Below are 26,819 nucleotides of genomic sequence, written 5' to 3' on the forward strand. Positions count from 1 at the left end.
CCTTCAGTGCTTACCACCATTTCCGATTTCCGGGAAAACCGATAGGAAACCGACAGGTGGGCTCACCCCGATAGCGGATGGCCCGGTGTTTGAGGTTTCAACTAACCTCGGAATCCCCACCGGACCCCGAGGGAGATTCCCTTGTCTGACGCAATTTCCGTCGAATACCTGGTGCTCGGCGCCGGACCGGCCGGACTGCAGGCCGGTTACTACCTGAAGCAGGCCGGCCGCAGTCACCTGATCCTGGAAGCCGGCGAATCGGCGGGCACGTTCTTCACCCGATTCCCGCGCCACCGCCAGCTGATCTCGATCAACAAGGTGCACACCGGCTGGAGCGACCCCGAGCTGCGGCTGCGCAACGACTGGAACTCGCTGCTCTCGGCGGAGAACGAGCCGCTGTTCACCAGCTACACCCCGCGGTACTTCCCCGCGGCCGAGGACATGGTGCGCTACCTGGCCGATTTCGCCGAGGTCCACGGGCTGCACGTCCGCTATGGCACGCGGATCAGCCGGATCAGCCGTCCGGACGAATTCGAAGCGGTCGACGAGAACGGCACGGTGTTCCGCGCGCGACGGCTGATCGTGGCGACCGGCGTGAGCAAACCGTATATTCCGGACATCGACGGTATTCAGCACGCGGAACTCTATACCGAGGTAACAGTCGACCCGGCGGAGTTCATCGACAAGAGAGTACTCATCATCGGCCGGGGGAACTCCGCTTTCGAAACCGCGGACAATCTCATCGAAACCGCGGCGGTCATTCACGTGGCGGGCCCCGGATCATTGCGGCTGGCGTGGCAAACGCACTTCGTCGGCCATGTGCGCGCGGTGAACAACAACTTCCTCGACACCTACCAGCTGAAATCGCAGAACGCGCTGCTCGACGGCCACGTGCTGGGCATCCGGCCCGACGGGGAGGACGGCTACCTGGTGCGCGTGAGCTTCTCGCGGGTGGCCGAGGTGGTCAAGGAACTGCGCTACGACCGGGTCATCGCGGCCACCGGGTTCCGCTTCGACGCCTCGATCTTCGACGAGGACTGCCGCCCGGAACTGACCATCAAGGACCGCTTCCCGGCGCAGACGGCCGCCTGGGAGTCAGTGAACGTGCCGGGCCTGCACTTCGCGGGCACGATCACGCAGGCCCGCGACTTCAAACGGTCCACCAGCGGCTTCATCCACGGCTTCCGGTACGGGGTGAAGGCGCTGCACCGGATCCTCGAGCAGCGCCACCACGGCGTGCCGTGGCCCAGCCACGAGCTGGCCCCCGGCGAGGTCACCGAGATCACCGACGCGGTGATCGAGCGGGTCAACCGCACTTCGGCCCTGTGGCAGGTGTTCGGGTACCTCGGTGACGCCGTGCTGCTCGGGGACGCACCGCGCTACCTCGAGGAGGTGCCGGTCGACCACCTGCACGAGGCGGTGGCCGCCGGCGAGTTCGGCGAGGTCGAGTCCTACCTGACCATCACCCTCGAGTACGGCGAGGACCACGACCTGGTCAACCCGTTCGACATCTCCGCGGGCCGGACGTCGCAGGAGGACACCAGCGGGCTCGACGGGCGGTACCTGCACCCGGTGGTGCGCCTGTTCCGCGGCGGAGACCTGGAGGCCGAGCACCACATCACCGAGAACCTGGAGAACGAGTGGGACAGTGAGCGGGTGCACCGGGCCCCGCTGCGCGAATTCCTGCGGGCCCAGCTCGAGCGGCCGCGGGTGAGCCTGTGACCGGTGGCGCCCTGGCCGAACTGCACGACCGGGCCAGGGAACTGCTCGATCCCGTGCACTACGACTACTTCGCCGGTGGCGCGGGCGAGGAGACGGCGCTCGCGGAGAACGAACGCGCCTTCCAGCGACTGGCGCTGCTCCCGAGGGTCCTCCGCGGACAGTCCCGCCCGGCCACCCCCGTCCAGCTCCCCGGCGCCCGCGCGTCGACGCCGATCCTGGTGGCGCCGACGGCCTTCCACCGGCTCGCGCACCCGGACGGCGAGCTGGCCACGGCCAGGGCCGCCGCGGCGGCGGGCACGGTGCTGGTCTCCGGCATGGCCGCCACGGTGGCGATCGGCGAGGTGGCCGGGGCCGCGCGCGAGGTGGACCGGAACGCCGCGGTGTGGTTCCAGCTCTACCTCCAGCCGGACGCCAAGATCACCGAATGCCTGGTGCGCCGGGCCGAGGACGCGGGCTGCTCGGCACTGGTGGTCACCGTGGACTCCCCGGTGTTCGGACGGCACGGCCGCGACCACCGCCACGGTTTCCACGACCTGCCACCGGGTTTCGCCGCCGAGAACATGCGCGACCTCCCCGGCTCCCCCGGTGTCCGCGACATCGAGATGTGCCAGGAGATCTCCTGGCGGTACGTCGAGGCGCTGCGGCGGATGACCGGCTTACCGGTGCTGCTCAAGGGAATCCTGCACCCCGAGGACGCGAAGATCGCGGTGGACGGCGGCATGGCCGGCCTCGTGGTCTCCAACCACGGCGGCCGCCAGCTCGACGTGGCCCCCGCCGCGATCGACGCGCTCCCCCGCGTCGCCGAGGCGGTCGGCGGCCGGATCCCGGTGCTGGTGGACGGCGGGATCCGGCGGGGCAGCGACGTGGCGATCGCGCTGGCGCTGGGCGCGACCGCGGTCGGGGTCGGCAGGCCGGTGCTGTGGGGACTCGCCGCGGCCGGGGAAGCGGGCGTGCGGCAGGTTCTCGAAACCCTGCGTGACGAGTACGAGCACGTGCGGACCCTGTGCGGTGGTGTGCTCGCCGGAGACCAGGTGGTGAGCCGGTGCTGAGCCTGCCCGAGCTGGTGGTCTCCCTGCGGGTCAAGGTGTTCGAGGCGGTCAACCGGGACCAGGTGATCACCCTGCCGGACTCCGACGGCCGGTTCCTGGAGGTCTACTCGCACCCGGCGGCGAACGGCCGCAGCCGCGGCGCCGAGCTGTCGGACCTGTTCTGGTACTGGCTTTCGCCGGGACCCGAGGTCCACCAGGAACACCTCGAAGCCGGTCCGCGCTACGACGACGTCGCGCGGACCACCCTGCGCGTCCTGGCCGGCCCCAGCGAAAAGCTCTTCCAGACGGCGGCGCGGTGCACGGCCGCCGTGCTGGACGCCGCGGTGCCCGGGGGCACGGCACTGGTGCGGTTGCGCGACTTGATGATGCCGGTGTGGGCGGACTACTTCTACGAACTGGTGTTCCGCGAGCCGTGCCCGCCCGAGGCGCGGAAGCTGATCGTCGGGCACGCGGACGACGTGGTGACCGCGCTGAAGTGCACCGGCCTGCGGCACCCGCGCCGCCGGGCGAAGCTGACGCGCTACCTCGCCCGGCGCCTGCCCGACGTCCCACACGAACTGCCGGCGTCGTTGTCCCGCGAAGAACAGGTTCACTACTTGCAGGGCACCTTCTTCAACACCGCCGTGGTGCAGATGTCCGAGGGGATGGCGCACCTGCTGCTCGTGCTCGCCCAGCACCCCGGGGTGCAGCAGCGGCTCGCGGACGATCCGGCGGACGAGCGGTACTTCGCCCAGGTGCTCGACGAGACCCTGCGCCTGTTCCCGCTGTTCGGCATCGCGCACCGGATCGCCACCGACGACATCGAGGTCGGCGGCAGCACGCTGCCCGAAGGCTCGGTGCTCTGCTTCTCCTACCCCGGCTACCACTCGACCGGCTACCAGGACCCGGAAACCTTCGATCCCTCGCGCTGGGACGGCCGTTCCGCGCGGGACGCGCACCACATCCCGTTCGGTGTCGCGGCGAATCGGCCGTGCCCGGCGTGGCGGGTGTCGCCGCTGGCGATGCGGGCCGCGACCACCGAGGTGCTCCGCCGGTTCCGGCTGGACTCCACCGTTTCGCACACCCGGCCCCTGCCCCACCGCGCGCCCTGCCTGCTGAGCCGCCGCACGGCTCCCCCGCCGACGCGGTGGATCCGCGCGGCCGGGGTGTTCCTGCGCTGGCGCGACCACACCGAAAGCCTGTGGCGCAGCGTGGTCCAGCTGGTGCTCGGCACCTGGATGGTGCTCGACGCCCGGCACCGGCGGCTGGCCGGGCGCTACTTCGACACCCACGACACCCAGGGCTGCCCGGTCCACCGGGCGAGCCACTGAGCACGGGAGGACCCGACCATGTCCAACACGCTGCTGGCCCCTGCCTTCTTCCTGGCGGTGGTGGTCATCCTGCTCGTCTGCCGGGCCGTCGGGTGGCTGCTGCGGGGGCTCGGCCAGCCACCGGTGGTCGGCGAAATGGTCGCCGGGGTGGTGCTGGGCCCCTCGGTGCTCGGCCTGCTCGCGCCGGACGTGGAAGCCGCGTTGTTCCCCGAGGAGCTCCGGCCGGTGCTCTACGTGGTGGGGCAGATCGGGCTGGTGGTGTTCATGTTCCAGACCGGCTACGAGTTCCGGGTGGAGCGGCTGCGACGGGTCGCGCGGCCCGCCGCGATGATCTCCACCGCGGGCATGCTGGCGCCGCTGGCGCTCGGGGCCGCGCTCACCTGGTTCGCGCACGGCAAGGTCAACCTGTTCCCGGACGGGGTCTCGCTGGTGGTGTCCATGATGTTCGTCGGCGTGGCGCTGGCGATCACCGCCTTCCCCATGCTGGCGCGGATCATCACCGAACGCGGGCTCACCGAGACCCGGTTCGGCTCGGTCGCGCTCGCCTGCGGCGCGATCGACGACGCCGTGGCCTGGGTGCTGCTCGCCGGGGTGCTGAGCATCGCCGCCGGCAGCGCGGGGCCGGTCGCGCTGACCGCGGGCGGCAGCGTGGTCCTGGTGCTGTTGCTGGTGGTCATCGTGCGGGCGAACGACAAGGCGCGCTCGCTCGTCGCCCGGCTCCCGGCCGAACACCTGCTGCTGGCGCTGGTGGTCGTGTTGTTCCTGGCGGCCTGGTACACCGACGTCATCGGGCTCTACGCGGTGTTCGGCGCGTTCAGCCTCGGCGTGGTGTTCCCGCGGTCGGCGGCGGTGGACCGGGTGGTGGCGAAGATCGCGCCGGTCGGCGCGGTGTTCCTGCCGCTGTTCTTCACCTATTCCGGGCTGAACACCGACTTCGGGCTGCTGGTCGACCCCGCGCTGCTGCTGTTCGCCGTCGCCGCGATCGCCGCCGCGGTCGCCGGGAAACTGGGTGCCTGCTGGGGTGCGGCGCGCCTCGCCGGTGAGCCGCAGGACGTGTCGCTGCGGGTGGGCACGCTGATGAACGCGCGCGGGCTGATGCAGTTGATCGCGATCAACGTCGGGCTGGCCGCCGGGATCGTGACGCGGGAACTGTTCAGCGTGCTGGTGCTGGTCGCGATCGTCACCACGGTGATGGCCACGCCGATGCTGTCCCTGTGGGACCGGCTGGACCGGCGGCGCGCCGTCGCGAAGGCCGACCGGCCGTCCGACGAGGTCACCGGCGCTCAGGGGAACACGACCGTGCTGTGACCGTTGAGCAGGACCCGTCGTTCGCAGTGCCAGCGCACCGCGCGTGAAAGCGCCAGCGCTTCGGCGTCGCGGCCGACGGTCTGCAGCGCACGCGGGTCGTAGGTGTGGTCGATGCGGATGACCTCCTGCTCGATGATCGGGCCTTCGTCCAGGTCGGAGGTGACGTAGTGGGCGGTGGCGCCGACGAGCTTGACGCCCCGGTCGTAGGCCTGGTGGTAGGGCTTGGCGCCTTTGAAGCCGGGCAGGAACGAGTGGTGGATGTTGATCGCGCGCCCGTGCAGCGCCTTGCTGGTGGCGTCGGAGAGAATCTGCATGTACCGCGCCAGCACGACCAGTTCGGCTTCGTGGTCATCGACGAGCCGCAGCAGGCGGGCCTCGGCGGCCTCCTTCGTTTCCGGGGTGACCGGCACGTGGAGGAACGGGAGGCCCGCCTGCTCGGCCATCGGGCGCAGGTCCTCGTGGTTGGACACCACGGCCACGAGTTCGCCGCCGAGACTGCCCGCGCGCCAGCGGTAGATGAGGTCGTTGAGGCAGTGCCCGAGCTTGGAGACCATGACCAGGATCCGCGCCCCACGGGCGGCGCTGAATTCGTAGGTCATCTGGAACTCGGCGGCCACCTCGGCGAACCCCACGTCGATCCGGTGCAGATCGGCGCCCTCGGGCGGGGTGACCTGGGTGCGCATGAAGAGCCGGTCGCGCACGGGATCGTCGAACTGGCGGTGTTCGCCGATGTCGCAGCCCTGCTCGAACAGGTAGCTGCTCACCGCGCGGACGATGCCGGTGCGGTTCGGGCAGCTCAGGGTCAGGGTGATGGCTTCGGCCACGGTGCGCTCGCCTCCTTCTCGGCGGACTCATATATCAATCTGCTCGTTGCCTTAGAATGAGCGCGTGACCATCGCCGAGCAGCCTCCCGCCTCACTGGCCGACCTGGCCTACGTCGCACTGCAGGACCGGCTGATCATGCTCGACATCCCGCCCATGGCCCCGATCGACGACCTGGCGGTGGCCGAATCCCTCGGCATGGGCCGCACCCCGGTGCGCGAAGCCCTGAAACGACTCGAAGTCGACCGGCTGGTGATCTCGTACCCGCGGCGAGGCACCTTCGCCACGGGGGTGGACATCACCGACCTCGCCTACATCTCCGAGATCCGCGTCCACTTGGAACCATTGGCAGCCCGGCGCGCCGCCGAAACCTCCAGCGAGCCGAGCCGCTCCAACTTGGCGACCTTGGCCGACGCGATCGAGGAACTGGACGTGCGCTCCATGGCCCGCCACGACCTGATGCACTGGGACCTGCGAGTGCACCGCGCCATCTACCGCGCCGCGGGCAACCCGCACCTCGAAGACACGCTGGTGCGCTACCACAACCTGGCCACCCGGATCTTCTGCCTCTTCCTCGACCGCATCACCCACTTCGACAGTCACATCAAGGAACACGTCGGCCTCCTACGCTCCATCTCCACCGGCGGCGCGGACGAAGCCGACCAGCTGGCACGCACCCACGTAACCAACTTCGAAACCGCCATCCGAGCCCTGATCTGACCCCTCCGCCCGCTCCCCCACCCCCGAACCCCACACTCCTGCAGCCGAACCCCACACTCAGGCACCCGAGTTCCACGTTCGGACAGCCGAGTTCCACACTGGCGTAGCCGAACCCCACACTCGGGCAAGCGAACCCCACGTTCACGTAGCCGGGCACTCACCTGAGCACGCAAGTTCCGCGCTCGCATACCCGAATCTCACGCTGAGGCAGGCGAGTTCCACGTTCGGGCAGCCGAAACCCGCACTCGGGCAGGCGACTTTCACGCTCGGGCGCGCGAACCCCGCGTTCGCGCAACCGGGGCCCACACCCAAGCAGGCGAGTTCCACTTTGCTGAACCCGAGAGCCGCACTCAGGCAGGCAGCTTTCACACTCGTGTAGGAACCCACTTTCGGACGAGCGAAACTCACGTTCGGGCTGGCGAACCCCGCGTTCGCGCAGCCGAAGCCCGCGCTTGGGCAAGCGGGATTCGCGCTCGCGTAGCTGTGGTCGGCTCTCGGGCAAGGGAGCCCCACCCTCGCGTGGCCGGGTTCTGCGGTCCCGTTGGGGCTCTTGTAGCGGGAAGTCATTGGCGGATTTTGGTCATGGTGGGGTCGTAGAGGGGTTCGGGGGTGACGGTGGCTTGTATGCGTCGGTCGAAGTAGTGGATGGTGACTGGGGTGCCGGTCGTTGCGGATGGGGGGAGCCAGGCGTAGGCGATCGGCTTTTGGATGGTGTGGCCGTAGGCTGCGGAGGTTACGTAGCCTACGGCCTTCCCGTTCAGGAAGACTGGTTCGTGGCCTAGCACCATGCTTTGGCCGTCGTCGATGGTGAGGCAGGTCAGGCGTCGGGTGGGGGGTTCGGCATCGGCGAGGGCCTGGTGGCCGACGTAGTTTGTTTTGTTCTTGTGGATGGCGAAAGCCAGGCCTGCTTCTTCAGGGGTGTGCTCGGTGGTCATGTCGGTACCCCAGGCGCGGTAGCCCTTCTCCAGGCGCAGGCTGTTGAACGCGGCGCGGCCCGCGGCGATCACGCCCAGCGGCTGCCCTGCTTCCCACAGCGCGGACCAAAGTCGTCGGCCGTGTTCGGCGCTGGTGTAGAGTTCCCAGCCCAGTTCGCCTACATAGGACAGTCGCATGGCGACGACGGGGATGCCCGCGATGGAAGCGTGCTGTAGGCGGAAGTACTTGAGTGCCTCATGGGAGAAGTCCTCATCGCTCAGCGGCTGCACCAGGTCTCGAGCGAGTGGGCCCCAGACGCCTACGCAACAGGTGCCGCCGGTGATGTCGCGGATCTGCACGTCGTCTGGCGCCTCGCGTCGGAAGTAGGCCAGGTCCAGGTTTCCGTTGGCGCCTACCTGATACCTGTCCGTCGCAAGCCGGGCCACGGTCAGGTCCGAGCGGATGCCGCCCGCCGCGTCGAGCATCAGGGTGTACGTCACCGAACCGACCGACTTGTCCATCTTGCCCGTGGTGAGGCGTTGCAGGAATTCGGTGGCGCCCGGTCCGGCGACCTCGATCCGCTTCAACGGGGTCATGTCGTACATCGCGACGCCGGTGCGTGTCTTCCACGCTTCCACCGCGGCGATCGGCGAGTGGAACATCGCCGACCACGCGTCCCGCCGCGGGGGCTGCCACTCCGGCGGTAGTTCTTCGAGCAGCCGGGCGTTCGACTCGTACCAGTGCGGCCGTTCCCAGGTGTGCGCCTCCAGGAAGTACGCGCCCAACTCCTGCTGCTGCGCGTAGAACGGACTCACCTTCAGCTCCCGCGGCGAAAGCCGGGGCTGCAACGGGTGCAGCACATCGTAGATCTCCACGAAGTTGCGTTGCGCCGTTTCGTCCACATAGGAATCGGTCGTCTGCGCCTCGTCGAACCGGTTGACGTCACATCCGTGCAGTCCGACCTCGCTTCGCCCGTCCACCAGCAGTTGCGCGACCGCTTTCGCCACGCCGGACGAATGCGTGACCCACACCGCCTCCGCCACCCAGAAGCCCGCCACGTCCGGCGACTCCCCGATCAGCGGCCCGTTGTCCGGCGTGAACGAGAAAACGCCGTTGAACCCGGTCTCGACCTTCGCTTCGCGCAGTGCGGGCAGCAGCTCCTTGCTGTGCTCCCACGAAAGCGCGAAGTCCGCCTCGGTGAACGGCAGCATCGACGGCATCGCCTGCTCGGTCGCCTGGTCGACCTCGGGCAGATCGGCCAGCCGCGCCGGCATCGGGCGGTGGGCGTAGGTGCCGATGCCGAGGCAGTCGTTGTGCTCGCGGTAGTACAGGTCGTGGTCCTGGTGCCGCAGGATCGGCAACCGCGCTTCGATCAGCTCGTCGTTGCGGCCCGCGAGTTCGGCGAGCTGCCCGGTGCGGGCGTACTGGTGCGCCAGCGGCAGCAACGGCACCTTCATCCCGACCAGGTCACCGATGGCACGACCCCAAAACCCGGCGCACGACACCACGATGTCGGCCGGGATCTCCTTCCCCGTGCCGGTGCGCACGCCCGTCACCCGGCCACCCTGCTGGAGCACCTCGGTGACCTGGGTCGAGCCGCGGAACAACGCACCACGCGACTCGGCACGCCGGGCCAGCGCGACCACCGCACGCGACGCCTTGGCCAGGCCGTCGGTGGGTGTGTGCAGCCCGCCGAGCACCCTTTCCCTATCCAGCAGGGGATGCAGCTCCACGCACCGAGCGGGGTCGACCACTTCGGCGGGCACTCCCCACGACCGGGCCCAGCCCTGCTTGCGGTGCAGATCGGCCAGCCGTTCCGGGGTGGTCGCCACCTCCAAGCCGCCGACCTGGTTGAAGCACCAGTCACCGTCGAGCCCCAGCAGCTTCTCCACGGTGTAGGCGGCGAACGCGGTCATCGTCTTCGACGGGTTCGTCTGGAAGACCAGGCCGGGCGCGTGCGAGGTGGAGCCACCGGTCAGCGGCAGCGGTCCCTGGTCGAGCACGGTGACCCGGGACCAGCCGCGCCCGGTCAGTTCGTCGGCCAGGTTGGCGCCGACGATCCCGGCTCCGATGATGACGACGCGGGGCGTGGTGCTCATGTCGGTTCTCCTCGCTGGTCGCGGAATTCCTCGGCGGCGTCGAGCACCCAGTCGGCGAGGTAGGCCGCGAAGGACTGGCGGACGAACAGGCGGAAGTCCTCGGCACCGAGCGCGAGCAGCAGCACCCCGGTGTGGCCGACCTGGGTCTGCGCGCAGGCACCCGCCGGGAACGCCGACGGCCTCAGATCCAGCGAGCAGCCCAGCGAAAGCAGTTCACGGGCCAGTGGCCCACGCAACCGGATGCTCGTGCGCTGCGCGGAAACGTCGATGGCGGCGCCGTCGAACGCCGAGACCACCCACCCCAGTTCTTGTTCGAACTCCAGCGGCTGGGCGGTCGAACTGGTGACCAGCCACTCGTCGGGGCCGAGCCAGATGAGCTGGCCCTCGCAGGTGTGGGTCCAGGTGTTCGGTTCGACCGGCAATGCTGTGCCGAGCGTGCGCCCGAGCGCCGCGGCGCCCGGGCCGTCCGGGTCGATCCGCAGGTTCACCGCGGCGACCGGGTCCTCGGCGAGCACGGTCAGCCCGCCGGACAGCCCGGCCAGCGCCGCCCGCCGGTTCTCCAGCGGGTGCGTGCGGTACAGGGTGTCAGCCATCGCGGCGGGCTCCTTCCGGGTCGACCAGCACGGTTTCCCCGATCACGGCGGGCACCAGCACGCCGGCCACCGGCACGTGCACCAGCTCGCCGATCCGCGCGCGGCCGTTCTTCACCAGTGCCAGCGCGAACGGGCGCGCCAGTTCCGCGCTGTGGTAGCTGGAAGTGACGTGCCCGAGCATCGGCACCGGGGGTTCCGGCAATTTGCCGTCCTCGTACAGCTCGACGATCTGCGAACCTTCCGGCAACTTCGTGCGGCCGTCGGTGGGCAGCAGCGAAACGAACTGCTTGCGTTGCGGATTGTTGTTCTCCGGACGGGCGAACGAGCGCTTGCCGACGAAGTCTTCCTTCTTCTTCGACACCACCCAGTTCATGCCGAGGTCCTGCGGGGTGACCGTGCCGTCGGTGTCCTGCCCGATGATCGGATAGCCCTTCTCCGCACGCAGCACGTGCATGGTTTCCGTGCCGTACGGCGTGATTCCGAACCGCCGGCCCGCCGCGAGCAGCCGTTCCCACAACGCGAGCGCATACCAGGAGTTGACGTTGACTTCGTAGGCCAGTTCACCGGAGAACGAGATGCGGGCGATGCGCACCGGGACACCGTCGAGCGTGGTGTCGCGCCAGGACATGAAGGGGAACGCGTCGTTGGAGACGTCCAGCTCGGCGAAGACCTCCCCGATCACCTCGCGCGACCGCGGGCCGACGACCGGGAACACCGACCACTGCTCGGTCACCGAGGTCAGGTGCACCCGCAGCTCCGGCCACTCCGTCTGCAGCCACTCCTCCATCCAGTCCAGGACGGTGGCGGCACCGCCGGTGGTCGTGGTGAGCAGGTAGCGGTCCTCGTCGATGCGCAGCACGGTGCCGTCGTCGAGCACCATGCCGTCGTTGCCGCACAGCACCCCGTACCGGACGCGGCCGACCTTCAGCGTGCTCATCATGTTGGTGTAGAGGCGATCGAGCAGCACGCCGGCGTCCGGGCCCTGCACGTCGATCTTGCCCAGTGTGGAGCCGTCGAGCATGCCGACGCTCGACCGGGTCGCCGCGCACTCCCGCAGGACCGCGGCATCCATGTCCTCGCCGGGCCGCGGGTAGTACCGGGGGCGCTTCCACTGCCCGACGTCCTCGAACACCGCGCCCGCTTCGGCGTGCCAGTCGTGCAGCGGCGTGGTGCGCACGGGATCGAACAGCTCGCCCCTCCCCCGCCCGGCCAGCGCCGCGAAGGCGACCGGCGTGTACGGCGGCCGGAACGTGGTGGTGCCGAGGTCCTCGATGCCCACGTCCAGCAGTTCCGCGGTGATGCCCGAAGCGAGGACCCCGGAGGTCTTGCCCTGGTCGTGCGCGGTACCGATGGTGGTGTACCGCTTGACGTGCTCGACCGAGCGCAAACCGGCGCCCACCGCGCGGCCGAGGTCGGCCACCGTGGCGTCGCGCTGGAGGTCGACGAACTGACGTTCCGGGTCGCCGTCCGTGCGCCACACCACCGCCGCCGGGGTGCGGGCCGGTTCGGGACCAGCCGCCGGTGTGTCCGGACCGCCGCCTTCGCGCAGCACCCCGGCCAGGTCGAGGGTCCCGTTGGCCGCACCGATCACGGTGACCCCCGGCAGCGAGCCGGACGGGCGGAACGAACCGAGGGAAGGGTCGTAGGCCAGCGCACCGCGAACGTGGCTGAACAGGTGCACGACCGGGTTCCAACCGCCCGAGACCAGCAGCAGGTCCGCGGGCAATCGCACGCCGCCATCGGTGGTGCGGGCGAGCACGGCTCGCACCCGCTCCTCGCCCTCCGTCCCGGTGACCATTGTGGACGGTTGTACGGTGACGCCAACGTCGTTCGCCCGGCTTTTCCAGTCGAGCGGTGGGTTCTCGCGGACGTCGAGCACGGTCACCCTCGCGCCGGCGCCCGCGAGGTCGACCGCCGCGGCGTAAGCGGCATCATCAGCGGTGAACACCACGATCTCGCGTCCGGCGAGCACGCCGTAGCGGTGCAGGTAGTCGCGTGCCGACGCGGCCAGCATGATCCCGGGCCGGTCGTTGTCCTCGAACACGATCGGCCGTTCCTGCGCCCCGGTGGCGACCACGACCTTCAGCGCCCGGATGCGGTGTACTCGCTGACGGCTGCGCTGCGCGGGCGCGTCAAACCCGAGGTGGTCGGTTCGCCGTTCGAGCGCGAGCACGAAGCCGTCGTCGTACTGACCGAAAGCGGTGGTGCGCTGCAGGTGCCGGACGCCCAGCCGCGCCAGCTCCGCCACGACGTCATCGACGAATTCGAGCGCGGGACGGCCGTCGATCACCTCGGTGCCGGTCAGGCTCCCGCCCGCGGTGGGCCGGTCGTCGAGCAGGACCACGTCCTCACCGGCACGGGCCGCCGAGAGCGCGGCGAGCAGCCCGGCCGGGCCCGCGCCGATGACCAGGGTGTCGGTGTGCGTGTGCTTGCGGTCGTACCGGGCCGGATCGGGGGTGTCGGCCAACCGTCCCTGCCCGTTGACGCCGCGCGCGACCAGGCCGTCGACCAGCTCGACCGTGGTGGCTTGCAGCATCGGCTCGGGGAACGGCCGTTCGACCTGCACCAGCGCGGTCGCGTCCTCGGTCCACGCCGCACTGATGCCGTGCGGGCGCCCGAGTTTGACGCTGGCGCCGACCAGGTGCACCCCGTTGGCCAGCAACGCCGACGCCAGTGTGTCGCCCGGGTGGCCGGTGTACTCGCGGCCGTCGAAGGTGAAGGAGAGCGTGCGGCCGCGGTCGACGCGGCCGTATCCGTGGACCCGGCTCACACCCGCACCTCCTTCGGCCGCGGCTTGGTGGTGCTGAGGAACCGGTAGGTGTGCGTGTCCCGCACGGCGTCGAACCAGCGGCGGCAGCCGGCACTGTGGCTCCACCGCTCGGCGAAGGTACCCTTCGGGTTGTCGCGGTAGAAGACGTACTCGGCCCAGTCCTGATCGGACAGTTCGGCCGGGCGCTCGGGGTAGGCGACCCCGGCCTGGCCGCCGTAGTGGAACTCGACCTCCTCGCGGGGGCCGCACCAGGGGCAGTGGATGAGTTGCATGGCAGTCCTCGCGGTTTCAGTGGGCCACGGCGGCGGCGCCGTGCTCGTCGACGAGTGCGCCGGTGGTGAACCGGCCGAGGCTGAACGGCGCGACGTACGGGTGCGGCTCGCCGTGGGCGATGGTGTGCGCGTAGCACCAGCCGATGCCCGGCGTGGCCTTGAACCCGCCGGTCCCCCAGCCCGCGTTGACGAAGACGTTCTCGTACGGCGTGTGCCCGATGATCGGGCTCGCGTCCGGGGTGACATCGACGATGCCCGCCCACGATCGGAGCAGGTGCGCGCGGGCGAACACGGGGAACAGTTCCACCGCCGCGGCCATCTGCCGCTCGATGATGTGGAAGGCGCCGCGCTGCCCATAACCGTTGTAGGCGTCCACGCCCGCGCCCATCACCAGTTCGCCCTTGTGCGCCTGGGAGACGTACACGTGCACGGCGTTGGACATGACGATGGTCGGGTGCACCGGCTCCAGCAACTCGGAGACCAGTGCCTGCAACGGGTGCGACTGCAGCGGGGCCCGGACGCCGAGGTGGTCCAGCAGCACCGAGGTGTGCCCGGCGGCGCAGAGCGCGACCGTGCCGCAGCCGATGTCACCGCGACTGGTGCGCACGCCGGTCACCCGGTCACCGTCCACAGTGAACCCGAGGACCTCGCAGTCCTGGATCAGGTCGATCCCGGCTTCGTCGGCCCGGCGTGCGAATCCCCAGGCGACGTAATCGTGCTTGGCGATACCCGCGCGCGCCTGGTAGGTCGCCCCCTGGACGGGATAGCGGATGTCCTCCGAGGTGTTGATGATCGGGCAGATCCGTTTGACCTCGTCCGGCTCGAGCCACTCCGCGTCGATGCCGTTGAGCTTGTTGGCCTCGACGCGGCGGACGGAGTCACGGATGTCCTGCTCGGTGTGCGCCAGGTTGAGCACCCCGCGCTGGGAGAACAGGATCGGGTAGCCGAGGTCGTCCTCCAGGCCCTCCCACAGCTTCAGCGAATGCTCGTAGATCGCCGCGGACTCGTCCCACAGGTAGTTCGACCGGATCAGCGTGGTGTTGCGGGCCATGTTGCCGCCGGCCAGCCAGCCCTTCTCCAGCACCGCCACGTTGGTGATGCCGTGGTTCTTCGCCAGGTAGTGCGCGGTGGCCAGGCCGTGCCCGCCGCCGCCGACGATCACCACGTCGTAGGTCTTCTTCGGCTCCGGGTTGCGCCAGAGGAAGTCGGGGTGCTCGGGCAGGTCCGCGCCCGGCGGGTTCGTGGTCATCCGGCACTCCCGTCATATCTTTGTCGGACGGCTGATATATCAGTCAAGTGTCACGCTAGACCGCTGGTCCGAAGCGGTCAACCAGGCAATCAGGTGGTCCACGTGACAGCGTGATCACGGAACGCGATCAGCGGATGGCGTCCGCGACCCAGTCCCGGAACTCGGCGATGTGGTGCTCGCTGGGCACCAGCACCCCACCGGCGGCGTAGGCCTTCGACGACATCCCGGGCTGGCAGCGCTCGCAGGCGTCGAAGTCCTGCTGGTTCACCCGGTGGAACAGCTCCACCGACCGGCTCAGGTCCGCGCCGCTGTCGATGACCGGCCGCGGGTAGAGCCAGTCGCACTCGACCACCGTCCGGTCCACCGCCATCGGGTACATGCGGTGGAAGATGACGTGGTCGGGCACCAGATTGAGGAAGACCTGCGGGTTGACGGTGATCGCGTAGTAGCGCCGGTCGTGGCTTTCGTCGAGTCCGGCGAGCTTGCCGAACCCGCCCTGCCCGTCGACGGTGAACCCGGTGACCTCCTCGCCGAACTCGGCGCCGTGGCCGACGAAGTACTGGGCGGCGTACCCGTCGGCGAACTCCGGCAGCACCTCGGTCAGCTCCGGGTGGATGGTCGCGCAGTGGTAGCACTCCATGAAGTTCTCGACGATCAGCTTCCAGTTCGCCTTGACCTCGTAGGTGATCCGGCGGCCGACGACCAGCTCGTCGAGGCCCCACCGCTCGATCGTCTCCTCGTCCCCGAGCCGGGCGGCGACCACGGCTTGCACGGTGTCGGCGAAGGACGGCGGCTCGTCGGCCAAGCACACCCAGACCGTGCCGAGCCATTCCCGCAGGGCGACGCCGATGAGGCCGTACTCGCGGCGGTCGACGTCGGCCATCGAGTTCAGGTTCGGGGCCGCGATGAGCGAGCCGTCGAGGCCGTAGGTCCAGGCGTGGTACGGGCACTGGAGCGACCGCCGTACCGAGCCGGAGCCGTCCGTGCACAACCGCGCACCGCGGTGGCGGCAGACGTTGAGGAAGGCACGCAGGGCACGGTCCCGGCCGCGGACGATCAGCACGCTCTCCCCGCCGACCTCGACCGTGCGGAAGCCGCCGGGCTCGGGCAGGTCGCCGGCGCGGGCGGCGGCGAACCAGGTGCGCTGGAAGATCCGCTGCTGCTCGCGTTCGAAGATCGCGGGGTCGGTGTAGTGGGCACCGGGCAGGGTCGGGATGAGGCTGGCGGCGGATTCCGGCTGCCTGCCCCGGACTTCGACGGAACTCACGGCGGTCCTTCCTTCCCTGCGGGTCAGTTCGAGGTGGACAGGAGTGCGGCCAGCCTGCGGCGCCAGCGCCCGAACGAGCGGGCGCGGTCGACCGCGAGCACGGCCACCGGATCACCGGTGCGGTTCCGGTAGAGCGCGAGGAAGTCGAAGGCAGCCACCTCACCCTCGAGCACCTCCACCGTGCTGTCCTCGGTGCGGTGCCCGGCGAACTGGATGCGGTGGCCGTACTGGTCCGACCAGAAGTACGGCAGCGCGTGGTGGGCAGGCGGGGTGTGGTCGTGGCCCAGCAGGGCGGAGACCGCGGCGACCGGCTGCTGCACGGCGTTGGTCCAGTGCTCCAGGCGCAGCGGCGCGGTGGCGTACGGCTGATCGGCGTTGGCGCAGTCACCGGCCGCGACCACGCCGGGCACGTTCGTGGCACCACGCGTGTCGGTCCGCACCCCGTTGGCGAGGTCGACGCCGGAGCCGATCAGCCACTCCACGCACGGCGAGGCACCGACGCCCAGCACCACGACGTCCGCGGGCAGCTCCCGGCCGTTCGTCAGCTTGACCGCCTTCACCCGGCCGTTGCCGACCAGCCCGGCGAGCCCGGCACCGACGTGCAGCCGCACGTCCCAGGTGGCGTGCAGCCGGGCGCAGACCCGGCCCATCTCCAGCCCGAGCGGCCTGCTCAGGGGCGCGGGTTCGGCCTCCACCACGTCGACCGCCACGCCCATGCCGGTGGCCGTCGAGGCGATCTCGGAGCCGATGAACCCGGCGCCGATCACCACCAGGCGCGAACCGGGCACGAGTGCTTTGCGCAGGGCGATCGCGTCGTCGAGGGTACGCAGCGTGTGCACCCCGTCGAAGGTCCGGCCCGGCAGGCACCGGGCGCGGGCGCCGGTCGCCAGCACCACACCGTCGGACACGATCCGCTCGCCGTCGTCCAGCACGACGGCGCGTTCGCCGGTGTCGAGCGCGGCGGCGGTCCGGCCGAGGCGCCAGTCGACGTCGAGCATGGCGTCCTCGGGGGTTTCGAGCTTGAGGTCGTCCTCGGAGACCGTGCCGGCGAGGTACTCCTTGGACAGCGGTGGCCGGTCGTACGGGGCGTAGGCCTCTTCACCCACCACGGTGACGCGGCCGTCGTACCCCTGGTCCCGCAGGGCGCGGACCGCGGTCAGGCCGGCGAGGGAGGCCCCGACGACGGTGACCGCGCGCATCAGGCCACTTCTTTCGCGAGCGTGCCCACCTCGGCCTCGGTGGTTTCGTGCACGTAGACCTGGCCGTCGACGAGGACCACCTCGTGCGTGCGGACCGGTTTCCGCGCGGGCGGGCCGCTCGGGCGCCCGGTGCGCAGGTCGAAGCAGGCGGCGTGCAGGGGGCACTCGACCGTGCACCCCTCCAGCCAGCCGTCGGACAACGACGCGTCCTGGTGGGTGCAGGTGTCGTCGATCGCGTAGAACTCGCCGTCGACGTGGAAAACGGCGATTGCCACCCGGCCCTGCACGCGTACAGACTCTCCGTCGGGAATCTCGGACGCCGCGCCAACTGAGATCATGATTGCTCCTGTTGCGTATCGCGGAACACGCCGTGCTCTGCGCAACAGCGTCGAACAGCTTCCCGTCGGCTGTCAATCGTCCGGAGCCAGAACCCCCCACTGAGCGCCTCGGAGTTGCAACATGCACAACAACAGCGAAACCGCCGCCGCCCGCGAGCCGAGATCGCCCAGTCAGACGGTGGATCGCGCGTTGTCGATCCTCACCCTGCTGGCCCAGCGCGGGCCGTCGGGTGTCACCGAACTGGCCCGCGAACTCGGGGTCCACAAGTCGACGACGACGCGGTTGCTGGCGGCGCTGGAGAAGTTCCGGTTCGTCGAGCAGGTGGGCAACCGCGGCAAGTACCGGCTCGGCTTCGGCATCGTCCGGCTGGCGGGGGCGACGGCCGCGCAGCTGGACATCGCGAAGGAGGCGCGGCCGACGTGCGCCCGGCTGGCGGCGGAACTGCGGGGCACGGTCAGCCTGAGCGTCCTCGAAGGCGGCGGGACGACCGCCGTGGCGCAGGAGCCGAGCACGGAACGGAACTGGATCGGCGTCCGGATGCCCCTGCACGCGACCGCGACCGGCAAGGTACTGCTGGCGAGCCTGGGGTTCGAGGAACTGAGCGCGGCGCTGGAACGCCCGCGGCAGCGGTTCACCGCGGGGACCATCACCGCCGGCGGCGCCCTGCTGGCCGACCTGAACCGCGTCCGCGACCGCGGCTGGGCCGCCACGATCGGTGAGCTGGAGGCCGACCTGAACTCCGTCGCCGTCCCGGTGCGCGGGCCGGGCGGGCGCATCGCGGGGGCGCTGAGCGTCTCGGCCCCCGCCGAACACCTGGACACCGACGACTTCCAGGACATCGCCCGGCTCCTCGTCCAGGCCGCCGACGAGATCCGCCTCCGTCTCCAACGCCAGGTGGAACCGTGACCAGGCTCGTGTTCACGGGGCGGGACGGTTGGACATGATGGGCATCCGGTAGGTAACTGTCCGACCTACAACGGGGACCGAAGGGTGTCGGGGATGCAGTGGAACAGGCGAAGCTTCCTCACGTTGACCGGCCTGGGCGCGGTGGGCGTCGCGGCCGGGGCGTGCGGATCGAACACCGGGCGTGAAGGGGGCACGTCCCTCGCCCAGTGGTATCACGCGTACGGCGAGGACGGCGTCCAGGAAGCCGTACGGCGCTATGCCGCCGAGTACCCCGGCGGGGCCGAGGTGGAGGTGTCCTGGAACCCCGGCGACTACGACTCCAAGATCGTCACCGCCCTGCAGAACAGCGCCGTCCCGGACGTGTTCGAGGCGCAGGTGAAGATCGACTGGGTGCGCCGGAACCAGGTCGTCCCGCTCGACGACCTCATCGACGGGGTGCGTGACGACTTCAGCCCCGCCGTGCTCGCCGCGCAGACGGTCGAAGGCAAGGTCTACGGCATCCCCCAGGCCACCGACACGCAGGTGCTCTTCTACCGCAGCAGCCTGCTCCAAGCCGCGGGCGTGCAGCCGCCGCAGACCGTGGACGAGCTGGTCGACGCGGCCGCGAAGCTGACCCGCGACGGGGTCAAGGGCCTGTTCGCCGGCAACGACGGCGGCGTCGGCGTGCTCACCGGTCCCCTGCTGTGGTCGGCCGGGCTCGACTACCTCAAGGACAACCGCGAGGTCGGCTTCGACGACCCGCGCGCGGCGACCGCGCTGGGCAAGCTGCGCACCCTCAACGCCAACGGCTCCCTGCTGATCGGCGCGCCCGCGGACTGGTCGGACCCCGGCGCCCTGATCGACGGGCTGGCCGCCATGCAGTGGACCGGCCTGTGGAACGTGCCGAAGATCCAGGCCGCGCTCGGTGACGACTTCGGCATCCTCCCCTTCCCCGGCCTGGACGCCGGTGGCGCGCCCTCGGTGCCGGTCGGCGCGTACGGGGCCATGGTCAACGCCAAGAGCGCGCACGTCGAGGAGGCCAAGGCGTTCGTCAAGTGGCTCTGGCTCGACCAGGTGGACCGCCAGCTCGAATTCGCCACCGGCTTCGGTTTCCACCTGCCCAGCAGGCAGAGCCTCGTCGCCCGCGCGACCGGCCTCGCCGCCGGACCGGCTGCCGAGGCGGCCGACTACGTCCGCGACCACGGCCACCTCGTCGGCGGTCCGGTGTGGACCCAGCAGTCGAACACCGCGCTGTCCGACGCGGTCGCACGGATCGCGAAGGAGGGCGCCGACCCGGTGGCCCAGACCAGAACGGCGGTCGAGGTCGCCAAGGCCGAGCTGAAGCGCCTCTTCGGGTGATCCGGCGCGACGCCAGGGCGTTCTGGCTGTTCGTCGGGCCGTTCCTGCTGGGGCTGGCGGTCTTCGCCTACCTGCCGATCGGCTGGAGCGCGTACCTGTCCTTCTTCGACGCCCGCAACACCGTGACGCCCACGGAGTTCGTCGGCCTGGACAACTACGGGCACATGCTCACCGACGGCCCGTTCCTGGCCAGCCTCGGCACCTTCAGCGTGTTCGCCGCGTTCATCGTGCCGCTGACCTTCGTGCTGTCGCTGGCCCTCGCGCTCGCGGTGAACCAGCTCCGGTTCGCGCGGGCGTTCTTCCGCTCGGTCTTCTTCCTGCCCTTCGCCTGCTCCTACGTGGTCGCCTCGCTGATCTGGAAGACCTCGTTGTTCTCGGGTGTCCGCTATGGACTGGCGAACACCGTGCTCGGCTTCTTCGGCGCGGACCCGGTCGCCTGGACCGGCACGGTCGACCCGCCGCTGTACTGGATCGTCCTGGTGACCGCGCGGCTGTGGCTGCAGCTGGGCTTCTACATGATCCTGTTCATCGCGGCCCTGCAACGGATCCCGGAGCAGCTCTACGAAGCCGCGTGGCTGGACGGCGCGAAACCGGGCTGGCAGGTGTTCCGGCACATCACCCTGCCCCAGCTGCGGGCGACCGCGGTGGCGGTGCTGCTGCTCAACCTGATCAACGCCTATCAGGCCTTCGACGAGTTCTACAACATCATGGGTGACGCCCGCGGCTACCCGCCGTTCGCGCGGCCGCCGCTGGTGTACCTCTACTACACCTCGCTGGGCTCGGGCGGGCAGGACCTCGGCCGGGGCAGCGCGGGCGCGGTCATCCTGGCGTTGATCATCGCGCTGGTGACCCTGCTGCAGGGCCGGGTGCTGCGTTTCGGGAGGCCGGCGTGAAGGTGCTCCTGCGGTGGACGGCGCTGCTGATCGCGGCGGCGCTGTTCCTGGTGCCGTTCTACCTGTTGCTGCGCAACGGACTCGCGTCGCGGGCGGAAATCACCGCGCCCGGCTGGACCTTCTTCCCGTCGACCCTGCGCTGGGAGAACCTGAGCGAGCTGTTCTCGCTGACCGACGTGCCGTTCGCGCGGAGCCTGCTCAACTCGCTGGTGGTCGCGGTCCTGCAGACCCTCGGCGTGCTGCTGCTCTCGTCACTGGCCGGTTACGGGCTGGCGCGGATCCGCTACCGCCATTCCCGCATCGTGTTCTACGCCGTCCTGGCGACGCTGATGATCCCGACCTCGGTGACCTTCGTGCCGAGCTTCGTGGTCGTCTCGACACTGGGCTGGCTCTCGGACCTGCGCGGGCTCGTGGTGCCCGGGCTGTTCAGCGCGTTCAGCGTCTTCCTGTTCCGCCAGTACTTCCTGGACTTCCCGAAGGAGCTGGAGGACGCCGGCCGGGTGGACGGGCTGTCGCGGTGGGGCGTGTTCTGGCGGATCGTGTTCCCGAACTCGAAGGGGTTCTTCGCGGCCATCGCGGTGATCACCGCGATCGGCAGCTGGAACGCGTTCCTGTGGCCGCTGGTGATCGCCCAGTCACCGGACTCGTGGACCGTGCAGGTCGCGCTGTCGGGGTTGCTGACAGCGCAGAACCCCCAGCTGAACCTGCTGTTCCTGGCCGCGGCGGTGTCGATCCTGCCGATCGTGCTGCTGTTCGCGTTCCTGCAGCGGTACCTGGTCCGCGGGGTCACCGAGTCCGGACTGCGAGGCTGACCCGCGACAAGCCGCCACGATCGCCAGTGCCCGCTCGACCGGTACGCCCGCGGGGTGCGGCACGCTGTCGATCTCGGCCCGCCAAGCCAGGAGTAACCAGTCGACCACGATGTCTCGTTCCATGAAGCCCTCACCCGTCCGTCCCCAGTGGTCAGGTAGTCGCGTGTGTTTGCGTTGGTGTTACGGCGATTTCCCCGGAACTGTGTGGCCGGTCACCGGGTCATTCAGTCCACGAAGGACACTTATCCCCCAGGTGGGTGGTTCTGCGTGGCCGCTTTGACACCGGCCCGGCCGCCGTCGCACGATTCGCTCATCTGTTCCAACGCGGTCGGCTTCCCCACGACAGCATCCGGGGAAGGTGTCGGCGGGTGTCGTTCAACGGTGGCCAGGGTTCGCGCTGGACCGACCTGGCCGCGCGGTTCGACGGCCGGACCGTCGACGAGGGCATCGAGCGGGACAGCCCCACCTCGAACCGGCGGCGTGACCTGTACGTGCCGCCGACCGACCTGCGGGCCCGGCGGATGCCCGACCACAGCGGCGCACCCCGGCGCACGCCGTTCGCCGAGCTGCACTGCCATTCGTACTTCAGCTTCCTCGACGGCGTGTCCTCACCGGAGGAACTGGTCGAGGAAGCCGCCCGCCTGGAGCTGGACGCCCTCGCGCTGACCGACACCGACGGCCTTTACGGCGCGGTCCGGTTCGCGCAGGCCGCCCGTGAACTGGGGGTGCGCACGGTCTACGGCGCCGAGCTGAGCCTGGACCTGCCGCGCCAGCAGACCGGCGTGGCCTACCCCGAAGGCGAGCACCTGCTGGTGCTGGCGCGCGGCCCGGAGGGGTACCGGCGGCTGTGCCGGGTCATTTCCGCCGCGCACCTGCGCGCCGACGCGGAGAAGGGGTTGCCGCAGTACGACCGCGCCGAGGTGGTCCGCGAGCTGGCCGGGCACGTCAAGGTCCTGACCGGCGGCGACCACGGCGCGGTCCGTCGTGCCTACCTCACCGGCGGGCTGCCCGCCGCCGACCGGGAGCTCAGGAAGCTGATCGGCCAGTTCGGGCGCGAGCACGTGGTGGTCGAGCTGATCGCGTACGGCGAGCCGCTGGACGACGTGCACAACGGCGACCTGGCCGAGCTCGCCAAGCGCCACGGCCTCACGGTGATCGCCTCCAAGGGCGTCCGCTACCACTCCCCGCGACGCGGCCGGGCGCTTGCGCCGGCGGTCGCCGCGTTGCGTGCCCGCCGGACGGTGGACGAGATGGAGGGCTGGCTGCGTGCCGGTGACGACGCGTTCCTGCGCTCGGGCGCGGAGATGGCGGACATCTTCACCCGCTACGAGGGCGCGGTGCAGAACGCCGCGCTGCTCGGCGTCGAATGTGCCTTCGACCTCAGCCTCGTCGCTCCCCGGCTGCCACCGTTCCCGGTCGAAGACGGCCACACCGAGGACAGCTACCTCCGGGAGTTGACCTGGCAGGGCGCGGCCCGTCACTACGGCCCCCGGGCGGGCAACGAAGAGGCCTACCGGCAGCTGGAACACGAGCTGGAGATCATCTCCGGCCTCGGCTTCCCCGGTTACTTCCTGGTGGTGTGGGACATCGTCCGGTTCTGCGGCGAAAACGACATCCTCTGCCAGGGCCGGGGCTCGGCCGCGAACTCGGCGGTCTGCTACGCGCTGGGCATCACCAAGGCCGACCCGGTGCGCTGGGGTCTGCTGTTCGAACGCTTCCTCGCCCCCGAACGCGACGGCCCGCCGGACATCGACATCGACATCGAATCCGACCGCCGCGAGGAAGTCATCCAGTACGTCTACGAGCGGCATGGGCGCCACCGCGCCGCCCTGGTCGCCAACGTGATCACCTACCGCAACCGGTCGGCGGTCCGCGACGCCGCCAGGGCGCTGGGCTACTCCCCCGGCCAGATCGACCGCTGGGCCAAGACGCTCGACGCCTGGGGCACGCTGGCCTCCGCCCGCGCCGACCCGGAGCAGGACATCCCCGCCGACGTGCTCGACCTGGCGTCCGGGCTGGAGGGCGCGCCCCGGCACCTGGGCATCCATCCCGGCGGCATGGTGATCACCGACCAGCCGGTCTCGGAGGTCGTGCCGGTGGAGAACGCGCGCATGGCCGACCGGACCGTGCTGCAGTGGGACAAGGACGACTGCGCCGAGATCGGCCTGGTCAAGTTCGACCTGCTCGGCCTGGGCATGCTCTCGGCGATCCACTACACGATCGACCTGGTCGCCGAGCACGAGGACACCGTGGTCGACCTGGCGCACCTCGATCTCGCCGACCCCAAGGTGTACGAAATGCTGTGCGCCGCCGACGCCATCGGCGTGTTCCAAGTCGAGTCACGGGCCCAGCTCGCCACGCTGCCCCGGCTGCGGCCGCGCGAGTTCTACGACCTGGTCGTCGAAGTCGCGCTCATCCGGCCCGGCCCGATCCAGGGCGGCTCGGTGCACCCGTACATCCGGCGTCGCAACGGCGGGGAATGGGAGCACGCGCACCCGCTGCTGGCGAACTCGCTGGACCGCACACTCGGCGTGCCGCTGTTCCAGGAGCAGGTCATGCAGATGGCCGTCGACGTCGCTTCGTTCACCGCCGCCGAAGCCGACCAGCTGCGCCGCGCCATGGGCGCCAAGCGGTCCCACCGCAAGATGGCGCAACTGCGGCAACGCTTCTACGACGGCGCCGCCGCCAACGGCATCACCGGCGCGCTGGCCGACCAGATCTTCACGCAGGTCGAAGCGTTCGCCGGCTACGGCTTCCCCGAAGCGCACTCGATGTCCTTCGCGCACCTGGTCTACGCCTCGGCGTACCTGAAGCTCTACCACCCGGCCGCGTTCTGCGCCGGACTCCTGCGCGCGCAGCCGATGGGCTTCTACTCCGCGCAGTCGCTGACCGCCGACGCCCGGCGGCACGGGGTGCTCATCCACCACCCCGACATCGTGCGCAGCCTCGCCCACACGACCACGGAACCGGACCCCGCCAGCCGTGGCGGTGTCGCGGTCCGGCTCGGGCTCGGGGAGATCCGCGGGCTCGGTGAGGAAGTCGCGCAGCGCATCGTCGACGAACGCGCGAACGGCCCGTTCACCGGCATCGACGACCTCGCCCGCCGCACCAACCTCACGACAGCGCACCTGGAAAACCTGGCCACCTCGGGAGCTTTGCGTCCTCTGGAGCCGTCACGCCGTCGCGCCCTGTGGACCGCCGGAGCGGCCGCCCGCGACAAGCCCGACCTGCTGCCGGGGACCACCACTCCCACTCCGCCGCCCGCGCTGCCCGGGATGACCGCGCTCGAACTGCTCACCGCCGACGTCCACACCACCGGCCTGTCCGCGGACCAGCACCCCGTCGACCTCCTGCGCGCCCGGCTGGACGACCGGGGCGCCTACACCGTCGCGCGACTGTCCACAGTGCTCAATGGCACGCGCGTCCTCGTCGGCGGCGTGGTCACCCACCGGCAACGCCCACCCACGGCCGGCGGCGTCACTTTCCTGTCGCTGGAGGACGAAACCGGCATCGTCAACGTCACCGTCTCGCGCGGAATGGACCGCCGGTACCGCACCCTCATCCGGACGAGCACCGCGCTGCTCGTCCGCGGCCTCCTCGAATCGCAGTCCGGCGCGCTGAACGTGATCGCGGACCACCTCGAACCCCTCGACGCGCGCGGCACCGCTCCGTCCCGTGACTACCGTTGAGCGGTCCTCGTCCGTCCGGTCGCGTGCTCAGTCTTCCTGTCGTGCGTCGGCGTGGCCGGCGAGCCGGCCGGCCAAGGCCCGGACCAGGTCGCGGAGGGTGTCGGGGTGTTCGACGACGAACGGCCGGTCGAGCGCGGCGAGCAGGGGTGGTATCCAGTCGAGCCGTTGTGCCCGTATCCGGGCCCGTAGCCAGGAAGTACCGGGGTCGATCTCCTCCAGGTTGGCGACGGACGGCGGGAAGACGGAGCGGATCTGTTCGGGTGTCGAGTGGATCCGCACGGACACCTCGTGCCGGTACGGCGCCTCGGCGAGGGCGGTCAGCACCTGCTGGGCGGGGTCGAATCCGACGGGTGTGCCGAACGTCCCGGCCAGCATCACGGCGGTCGTGATCCGGTCGACGCGGAACGTGCGCACCTGCCCGCCGGCGGAGTCGAAGGCGGTCAGGTACCACCGCCCGGAGTGCGCCACGATCCCGTACGGGTGGACGACGCGCTCGCTGGCACCGCCGTGGCCGGCGACGTAGGCGATCTCGACCGTGCGACGTTCCCGCGCCGCCTCCGCGACGGTGAGCAGGATTTCCGTCTCCGCCGTGAGTGCCGATCGGGCGGGCGTGGTGAAGTCGGCGATCTCCAGCAGCGCGTCGAGTCTGCGGCCAAGGGCTTCGGGCAGCACTCGCCGGACTTTCGCGACCGCGCTCTCGGCAGCCGCGACCGAGGTCGTGATCAACCCGGCGCGACGGCCCGCGACCAAGCCGAGCAGGACGGCGAGTGCCTCCTCGTCGGTGAGCATCAGCGGCGGCATCCGGTAGCCCGGTGACAGGCGGTACCCGCCGTGCCGTCCGCGCACCGAGCGGACCGGGATGTCCAGGTCGAGGAGGTGGCCGACATAGCGGCGGACGGTGCGCTCGTCCACGTCGAGTCGCTCGGCGAGTTCGGCGACGGTCCGGGTGCCTCCGCTCTGGAGGATCTCCAGCAAGGCCAGTACACGGGCGATCGGCCGAGTCACCCCAGAATCCTTTCAATACCGGGCGGATCCTGTCCACTATTGCCCTTAGCGTGCCCGGTGTCCCTCGGAGGACGGGATCGGAACCGCCCTCCAGCGCCGAAAGGATCCACCGTGCAGCTTGTCTCTGTCCGTGTCATCACCAACGACGTCGCCCGCCTTGCCGAGTTCTACGAGCAGGTGACCGGCCTCGGCGCGCGGCGGCCCGCCGAGCAGTTCGCCGAGCTCGTGGGCCCGTCGTGCACGCTGGCCATCGGCAGTGCCGAGACGATGGCGCTGTTCAGCGCCGGGGCGGCCGTACCCGAGTCGAACCGGACCGCGATCCTCGAGTTCCTCGTCGAGGACGTCGACCGGGAACACGAACGGCTGACGAGCCTGGCCCTCGTCCCCGAGATCGTGCAGGAGCCGACCACGATGCCGTGGGGAAACCGCTCCCTGCTGTTCCGCGACCCCGACGGCAACCTGGTCAACTTCTTCACCCCGCTCACCGATGAGGCCCGCGCGAGGCTCGCCCGCTGACCGGATCGACATCGGGGCACGAACCC

The 26,819-nt window shown here is 70.2% G+C and carries 21 protein-coding genes; 11 read left to right on the forward strand and 10 right to left on the reverse strand.

Going from position 1 to position 26,819, the window contains the following annotated elements; all coding sequences use genetic code 11:
• Positions 1-141: 141 nt before the first annotated feature.
• Genes JOM49_RS35725 through JOM49_RS35740 form a run of 4 tightly spaced genes read left to right on the forward strand, consistent with a single transcriptional unit; the run spans position 142 to position 5,389 of the window.
• The gene (locus tag JOM49_RS35725; protein WP_209668550.1) at positions 142-1,722 is read left to right on the forward strand and encodes an NAD(P)-binding domain-containing protein; all 1,581 of its coding nucleotides are present in this window, start codon (positions 142-144) and stop codon (positions 1,720-1,722) included.
• Positions 1,719-2,771 (forward strand): alpha-hydroxy acid oxidase, encoded by a 1,053-nt coding sequence (locus JOM49_RS35730; protein WP_209668551.1) that lies wholly within the window; start codon positions 1,719-1,721, stop codon positions 2,769-2,771. Before JOM49_RS35725 ends, JOM49_RS35730 begins: the two co-directional genes overlap by 4 nt.
• Positions 2,765-4,081: a cytochrome P450 gene (locus JOM49_RS35735; RefSeq protein WP_308158986.1), complete on the forward strand. Its 1,317-nt coding sequence runs from the start codon at positions 2,765-2,767 to the stop codon at positions 4,079-4,081. Before JOM49_RS35730 ends, JOM49_RS35735 begins: the two co-directional genes overlap by 7 nt.
• A gap of 18 nt (positions 4,082-4,099) precedes the next feature.
• Positions 4,100-5,389, forward strand: a complete 1,290-nt coding sequence (locus JOM49_RS35740; protein ID WP_209668553.1) for a cation:proton antiporter — start codon at positions 4,100-4,102, stop codon at positions 5,387-5,389.
• Here the strand turns inward: JOM49_RS35740 and purU are convergent.
• The gene (purU, locus tag JOM49_RS35745; protein ID WP_209668554.1) at positions 5,365-6,213 is read right to left on the reverse strand and encodes a formyltetrahydrofolate deformylase; all 849 of its coding nucleotides are present in this window, start codon (positions 6,211-6,213) and stop codon (positions 5,365-5,367) included. The two genes, JOM49_RS35740 and purU, sit on opposite strands and share 25 nt — an antisense overlap.
• A gap of 64 nt (positions 6,214-6,277) precedes the next feature.
• On the opposite strand from purU, the gene JOM49_RS35750 reads away from it, so the two are divergent.
• Positions 6,278-6,931, forward strand: a complete 654-nt coding sequence (locus JOM49_RS35750) for a GntR family transcriptional regulator (RefSeq protein WP_308158987.1) — start codon at positions 6,278-6,280, stop codon at positions 6,929-6,931.
• Positions 6,932-7,494: 563 nt separating this feature from the next.
• Here the strand turns inward: JOM49_RS35750 and JOM49_RS35755 are convergent.
• From JOM49_RS35755 to JOM49_RS35790, 8 genes are all read right to left on the reverse strand, one after another.
• Complete coding sequence (locus JOM49_RS35755; protein WP_209668555.1) at positions 7,495-9,945, reverse strand: GcvT family protein; 2,451 nt, start codon at positions 9,943-9,945, stop codon at positions 7,495-7,497.
• Positions 9,942-10,538, reverse strand: a complete 597-nt coding sequence (locus tag JOM49_RS35760; protein WP_209668556.1) for a sarcosine oxidase subunit gamma — start codon at positions 10,536-10,538, stop codon at positions 9,942-9,944. Before JOM49_RS35760 ends, JOM49_RS35755 begins: the two co-directional genes overlap by 4 nt.
• Complete coding sequence (locus tag JOM49_RS35765) at positions 10,531-13,308, reverse strand: 2Fe-2S iron-sulfur cluster-binding protein (RefSeq protein ID WP_209668557.1); 2,778 nt, start codon at positions 13,306-13,308, stop codon at positions 10,531-10,533. Before JOM49_RS35765 ends, JOM49_RS35760 begins: the two co-directional genes overlap by 8 nt.
• Positions 13,305-13,580 (reverse strand): sarcosine oxidase subunit delta, encoded by a 276-nt coding sequence (locus JOM49_RS35770; protein ID WP_209668558.1) that lies wholly within the window; start codon positions 13,578-13,580, stop codon positions 13,305-13,307. The genes JOM49_RS35765 and JOM49_RS35770 overlap by 4 nt, the downstream gene beginning before the upstream one ends.
• A 16-nt stretch (positions 13,581-13,596) precedes the next feature.
• On the reverse strand, positions 13,597-14,829 hold the full coding sequence (locus tag JOM49_RS35775) for a sarcosine oxidase subunit beta family protein (RefSeq protein ID WP_209668559.1): 1,233 nt from the start codon (positions 14,827-14,829) through the stop codon (positions 13,597-13,599).
• Between the two features lie 127 nt (positions 14,830-14,956).
• Complete coding sequence (locus JOM49_RS35780) at positions 14,957-16,096, reverse strand: aromatic ring-hydroxylating oxygenase subunit alpha (protein ID WP_209668560.1); 1,140 nt, start codon at positions 16,094-16,096, stop codon at positions 14,957-14,959.
• 23 nt (positions 16,097-16,119) lie between these two features.
• Positions 16,120-17,295, reverse strand: coding sequence for an NAD(P)/FAD-dependent oxidoreductase (locus JOM49_RS35785; RefSeq protein WP_209668561.1), 1,176 nt, complete (start codon positions 17,293-17,295; stop codon positions 16,120-16,122).
• On the reverse strand, positions 17,295-17,633 hold the full coding sequence (locus tag JOM49_RS35790; protein ID WP_209668562.1) for a bifunctional 3-phenylpropionate/cinnamic acid dioxygenase ferredoxin subunit: 339 nt from the start codon (positions 17,631-17,633) through the stop codon (positions 17,295-17,297). The genes JOM49_RS35785 and JOM49_RS35790 overlap by 1 nt, the downstream gene beginning before the upstream one ends.
• 121 nt (positions 17,634-17,754) lie before the next feature.
• Between JOM49_RS35790 and JOM49_RS35795 the strand changes: the two genes are divergently transcribed.
• The 5 genes from JOM49_RS35795 (at position 17,755) to JOM49_RS35815 (ending at position 25,272) form a co-directional block, all read left to right on the forward strand.
• Entirely contained in the window at positions 17,755-18,540 is a 786-nt protein-coding gene (locus JOM49_RS35795) for an IclR family transcriptional regulator (protein WP_209668563.1), read from the forward strand.
• Between the two features lie 93 nt (positions 18,541-18,633).
• Entirely contained in the window at positions 18,634-19,878 is a 1,245-nt protein-coding gene (locus JOM49_RS35800) for an ABC transporter substrate-binding protein (RefSeq protein WP_209668564.1), read from the forward strand.
• The gene (locus JOM49_RS35805) at positions 19,875-20,771 is read left to right on the forward strand and encodes a carbohydrate ABC transporter permease (protein ID WP_209668565.1); all 897 of its coding nucleotides are present in this window, start codon (positions 19,875-19,877) and stop codon (positions 20,769-20,771) included. The genes JOM49_RS35800 and JOM49_RS35805 overlap by 4 nt, the downstream gene beginning before the upstream one ends.
• A gap of 29 nt (positions 20,772-20,800) precedes the next feature.
• Positions 20,801-21,583 carry a carbohydrate ABC transporter permease gene (locus tag JOM49_RS35810; RefSeq protein ID WP_209672003.1) on the forward strand — a complete coding sequence of 261 codons (783 nt, stop codon included), beginning with the start codon at positions 20,801-20,803 and terminating at the stop codon, positions 21,581-21,583.
• A 368-nt stretch (positions 21,584-21,951) separates the two neighbouring features.
• A complete protein-coding gene (locus JOM49_RS35815) occupies positions 21,952-25,272 on the forward strand; it encodes an error-prone DNA polymerase (RefSeq protein ID WP_372444153.1) in 3,321 nt (1,106 codons plus the stop codon).
• Positions 25,273-25,299: 27 nt separating this feature from the next.
• Here the strand turns inward: JOM49_RS35815 and JOM49_RS35820 are convergent, their stop codons facing one another.
• A complete protein-coding gene (locus JOM49_RS35820) occupies positions 25,300-26,277 on the reverse strand; it encodes a helix-turn-helix transcriptional regulator (RefSeq protein WP_209668566.1) in 978 nt (325 codons plus the stop codon).
• A gap of 111 nt (positions 26,278-26,388) precedes the next feature.
• Here JOM49_RS35820 and JOM49_RS35825 point away from each other — a divergent pair, with 111 nt between their 5' ends.
• Positions 26,389-26,793 carry a VOC family protein gene (locus JOM49_RS35825; RefSeq protein ID WP_209668567.1) on the forward strand — a complete coding sequence of 135 codons (405 nt, stop codon included), beginning with the start codon at positions 26,389-26,391 and terminating at the stop codon, positions 26,791-26,793.
• Positions 26,794-26,819: the final 26 nt, after the last annotated feature.

Source organism: Amycolatopsis magusensis, from assembly GCF_017875555.1.
Classification (GTDB): domain Bacteria; phylum Actinomycetota; class Actinomycetes; order Mycobacteriales; family Pseudonocardiaceae; genus Amycolatopsis; species Amycolatopsis magusensis.

Coding starts and splice junctions, on each gene's coding strand:
- JOM49_RS35740 (WP_209668553.1), top strand. CDS start 4,100: ATGTCCAACACGCTGCTGGCCCCTGCCTTCTTCCTGGCGGTGGTGGTC.
- JOM49_RS35755 (WP_209668555.1), bottom strand. CDS start 9,945: ATGAGCACCACGCCCCGCGTCGTCATCATCGGAGCCGGGATCGTCGGC.
- JOM49_RS35760 (WP_209668556.1), bottom strand. CDS start 10,538: ATGGCTGACACCCTGTACCGCACGCACCCGCTGGAGAACCGGCGGGCG.
- JOM49_RS35770 (WP_209668558.1), bottom strand. CDS start 13,580: ATGCAACTCATCCACTGCCCCTGGTGCGGCCCCCGCGAGGAGGTCGAG.
- JOM49_RS35775 (WP_209668559.1), bottom strand. CDS start 14,829: ATGACCACGAACCCGCCGGGCGCGGACCTGCCCGAGCACCCCGACTTC.
- JOM49_RS35785 (WP_209668561.1), bottom strand. CDS start 17,295: ATGCGCGCGGTCACCGTCGTCGGGGCCTCCCTCGCCGGCCTGACCGCG.
- JOM49_RS35790 (WP_209668562.1), bottom strand. CDS start 17,633: ATGATCTCAGTTGGCGCGGCGTCCGAGATTCCCGACGGAGAGTCTGTA.
- JOM49_RS35795 (WP_209668563.1), top strand. CDS start 17,755: ATGCACAACAACAGCGAAACCGCCGCCGCCCGCGAGCCGAGATCGCCC.
- JOM49_RS35800 (WP_209668564.1), top strand. CDS start 18,634: ATGCAGTGGAACAGGCGAAGCTTCCTCACGTTGACCGGCCTGGGCGCG.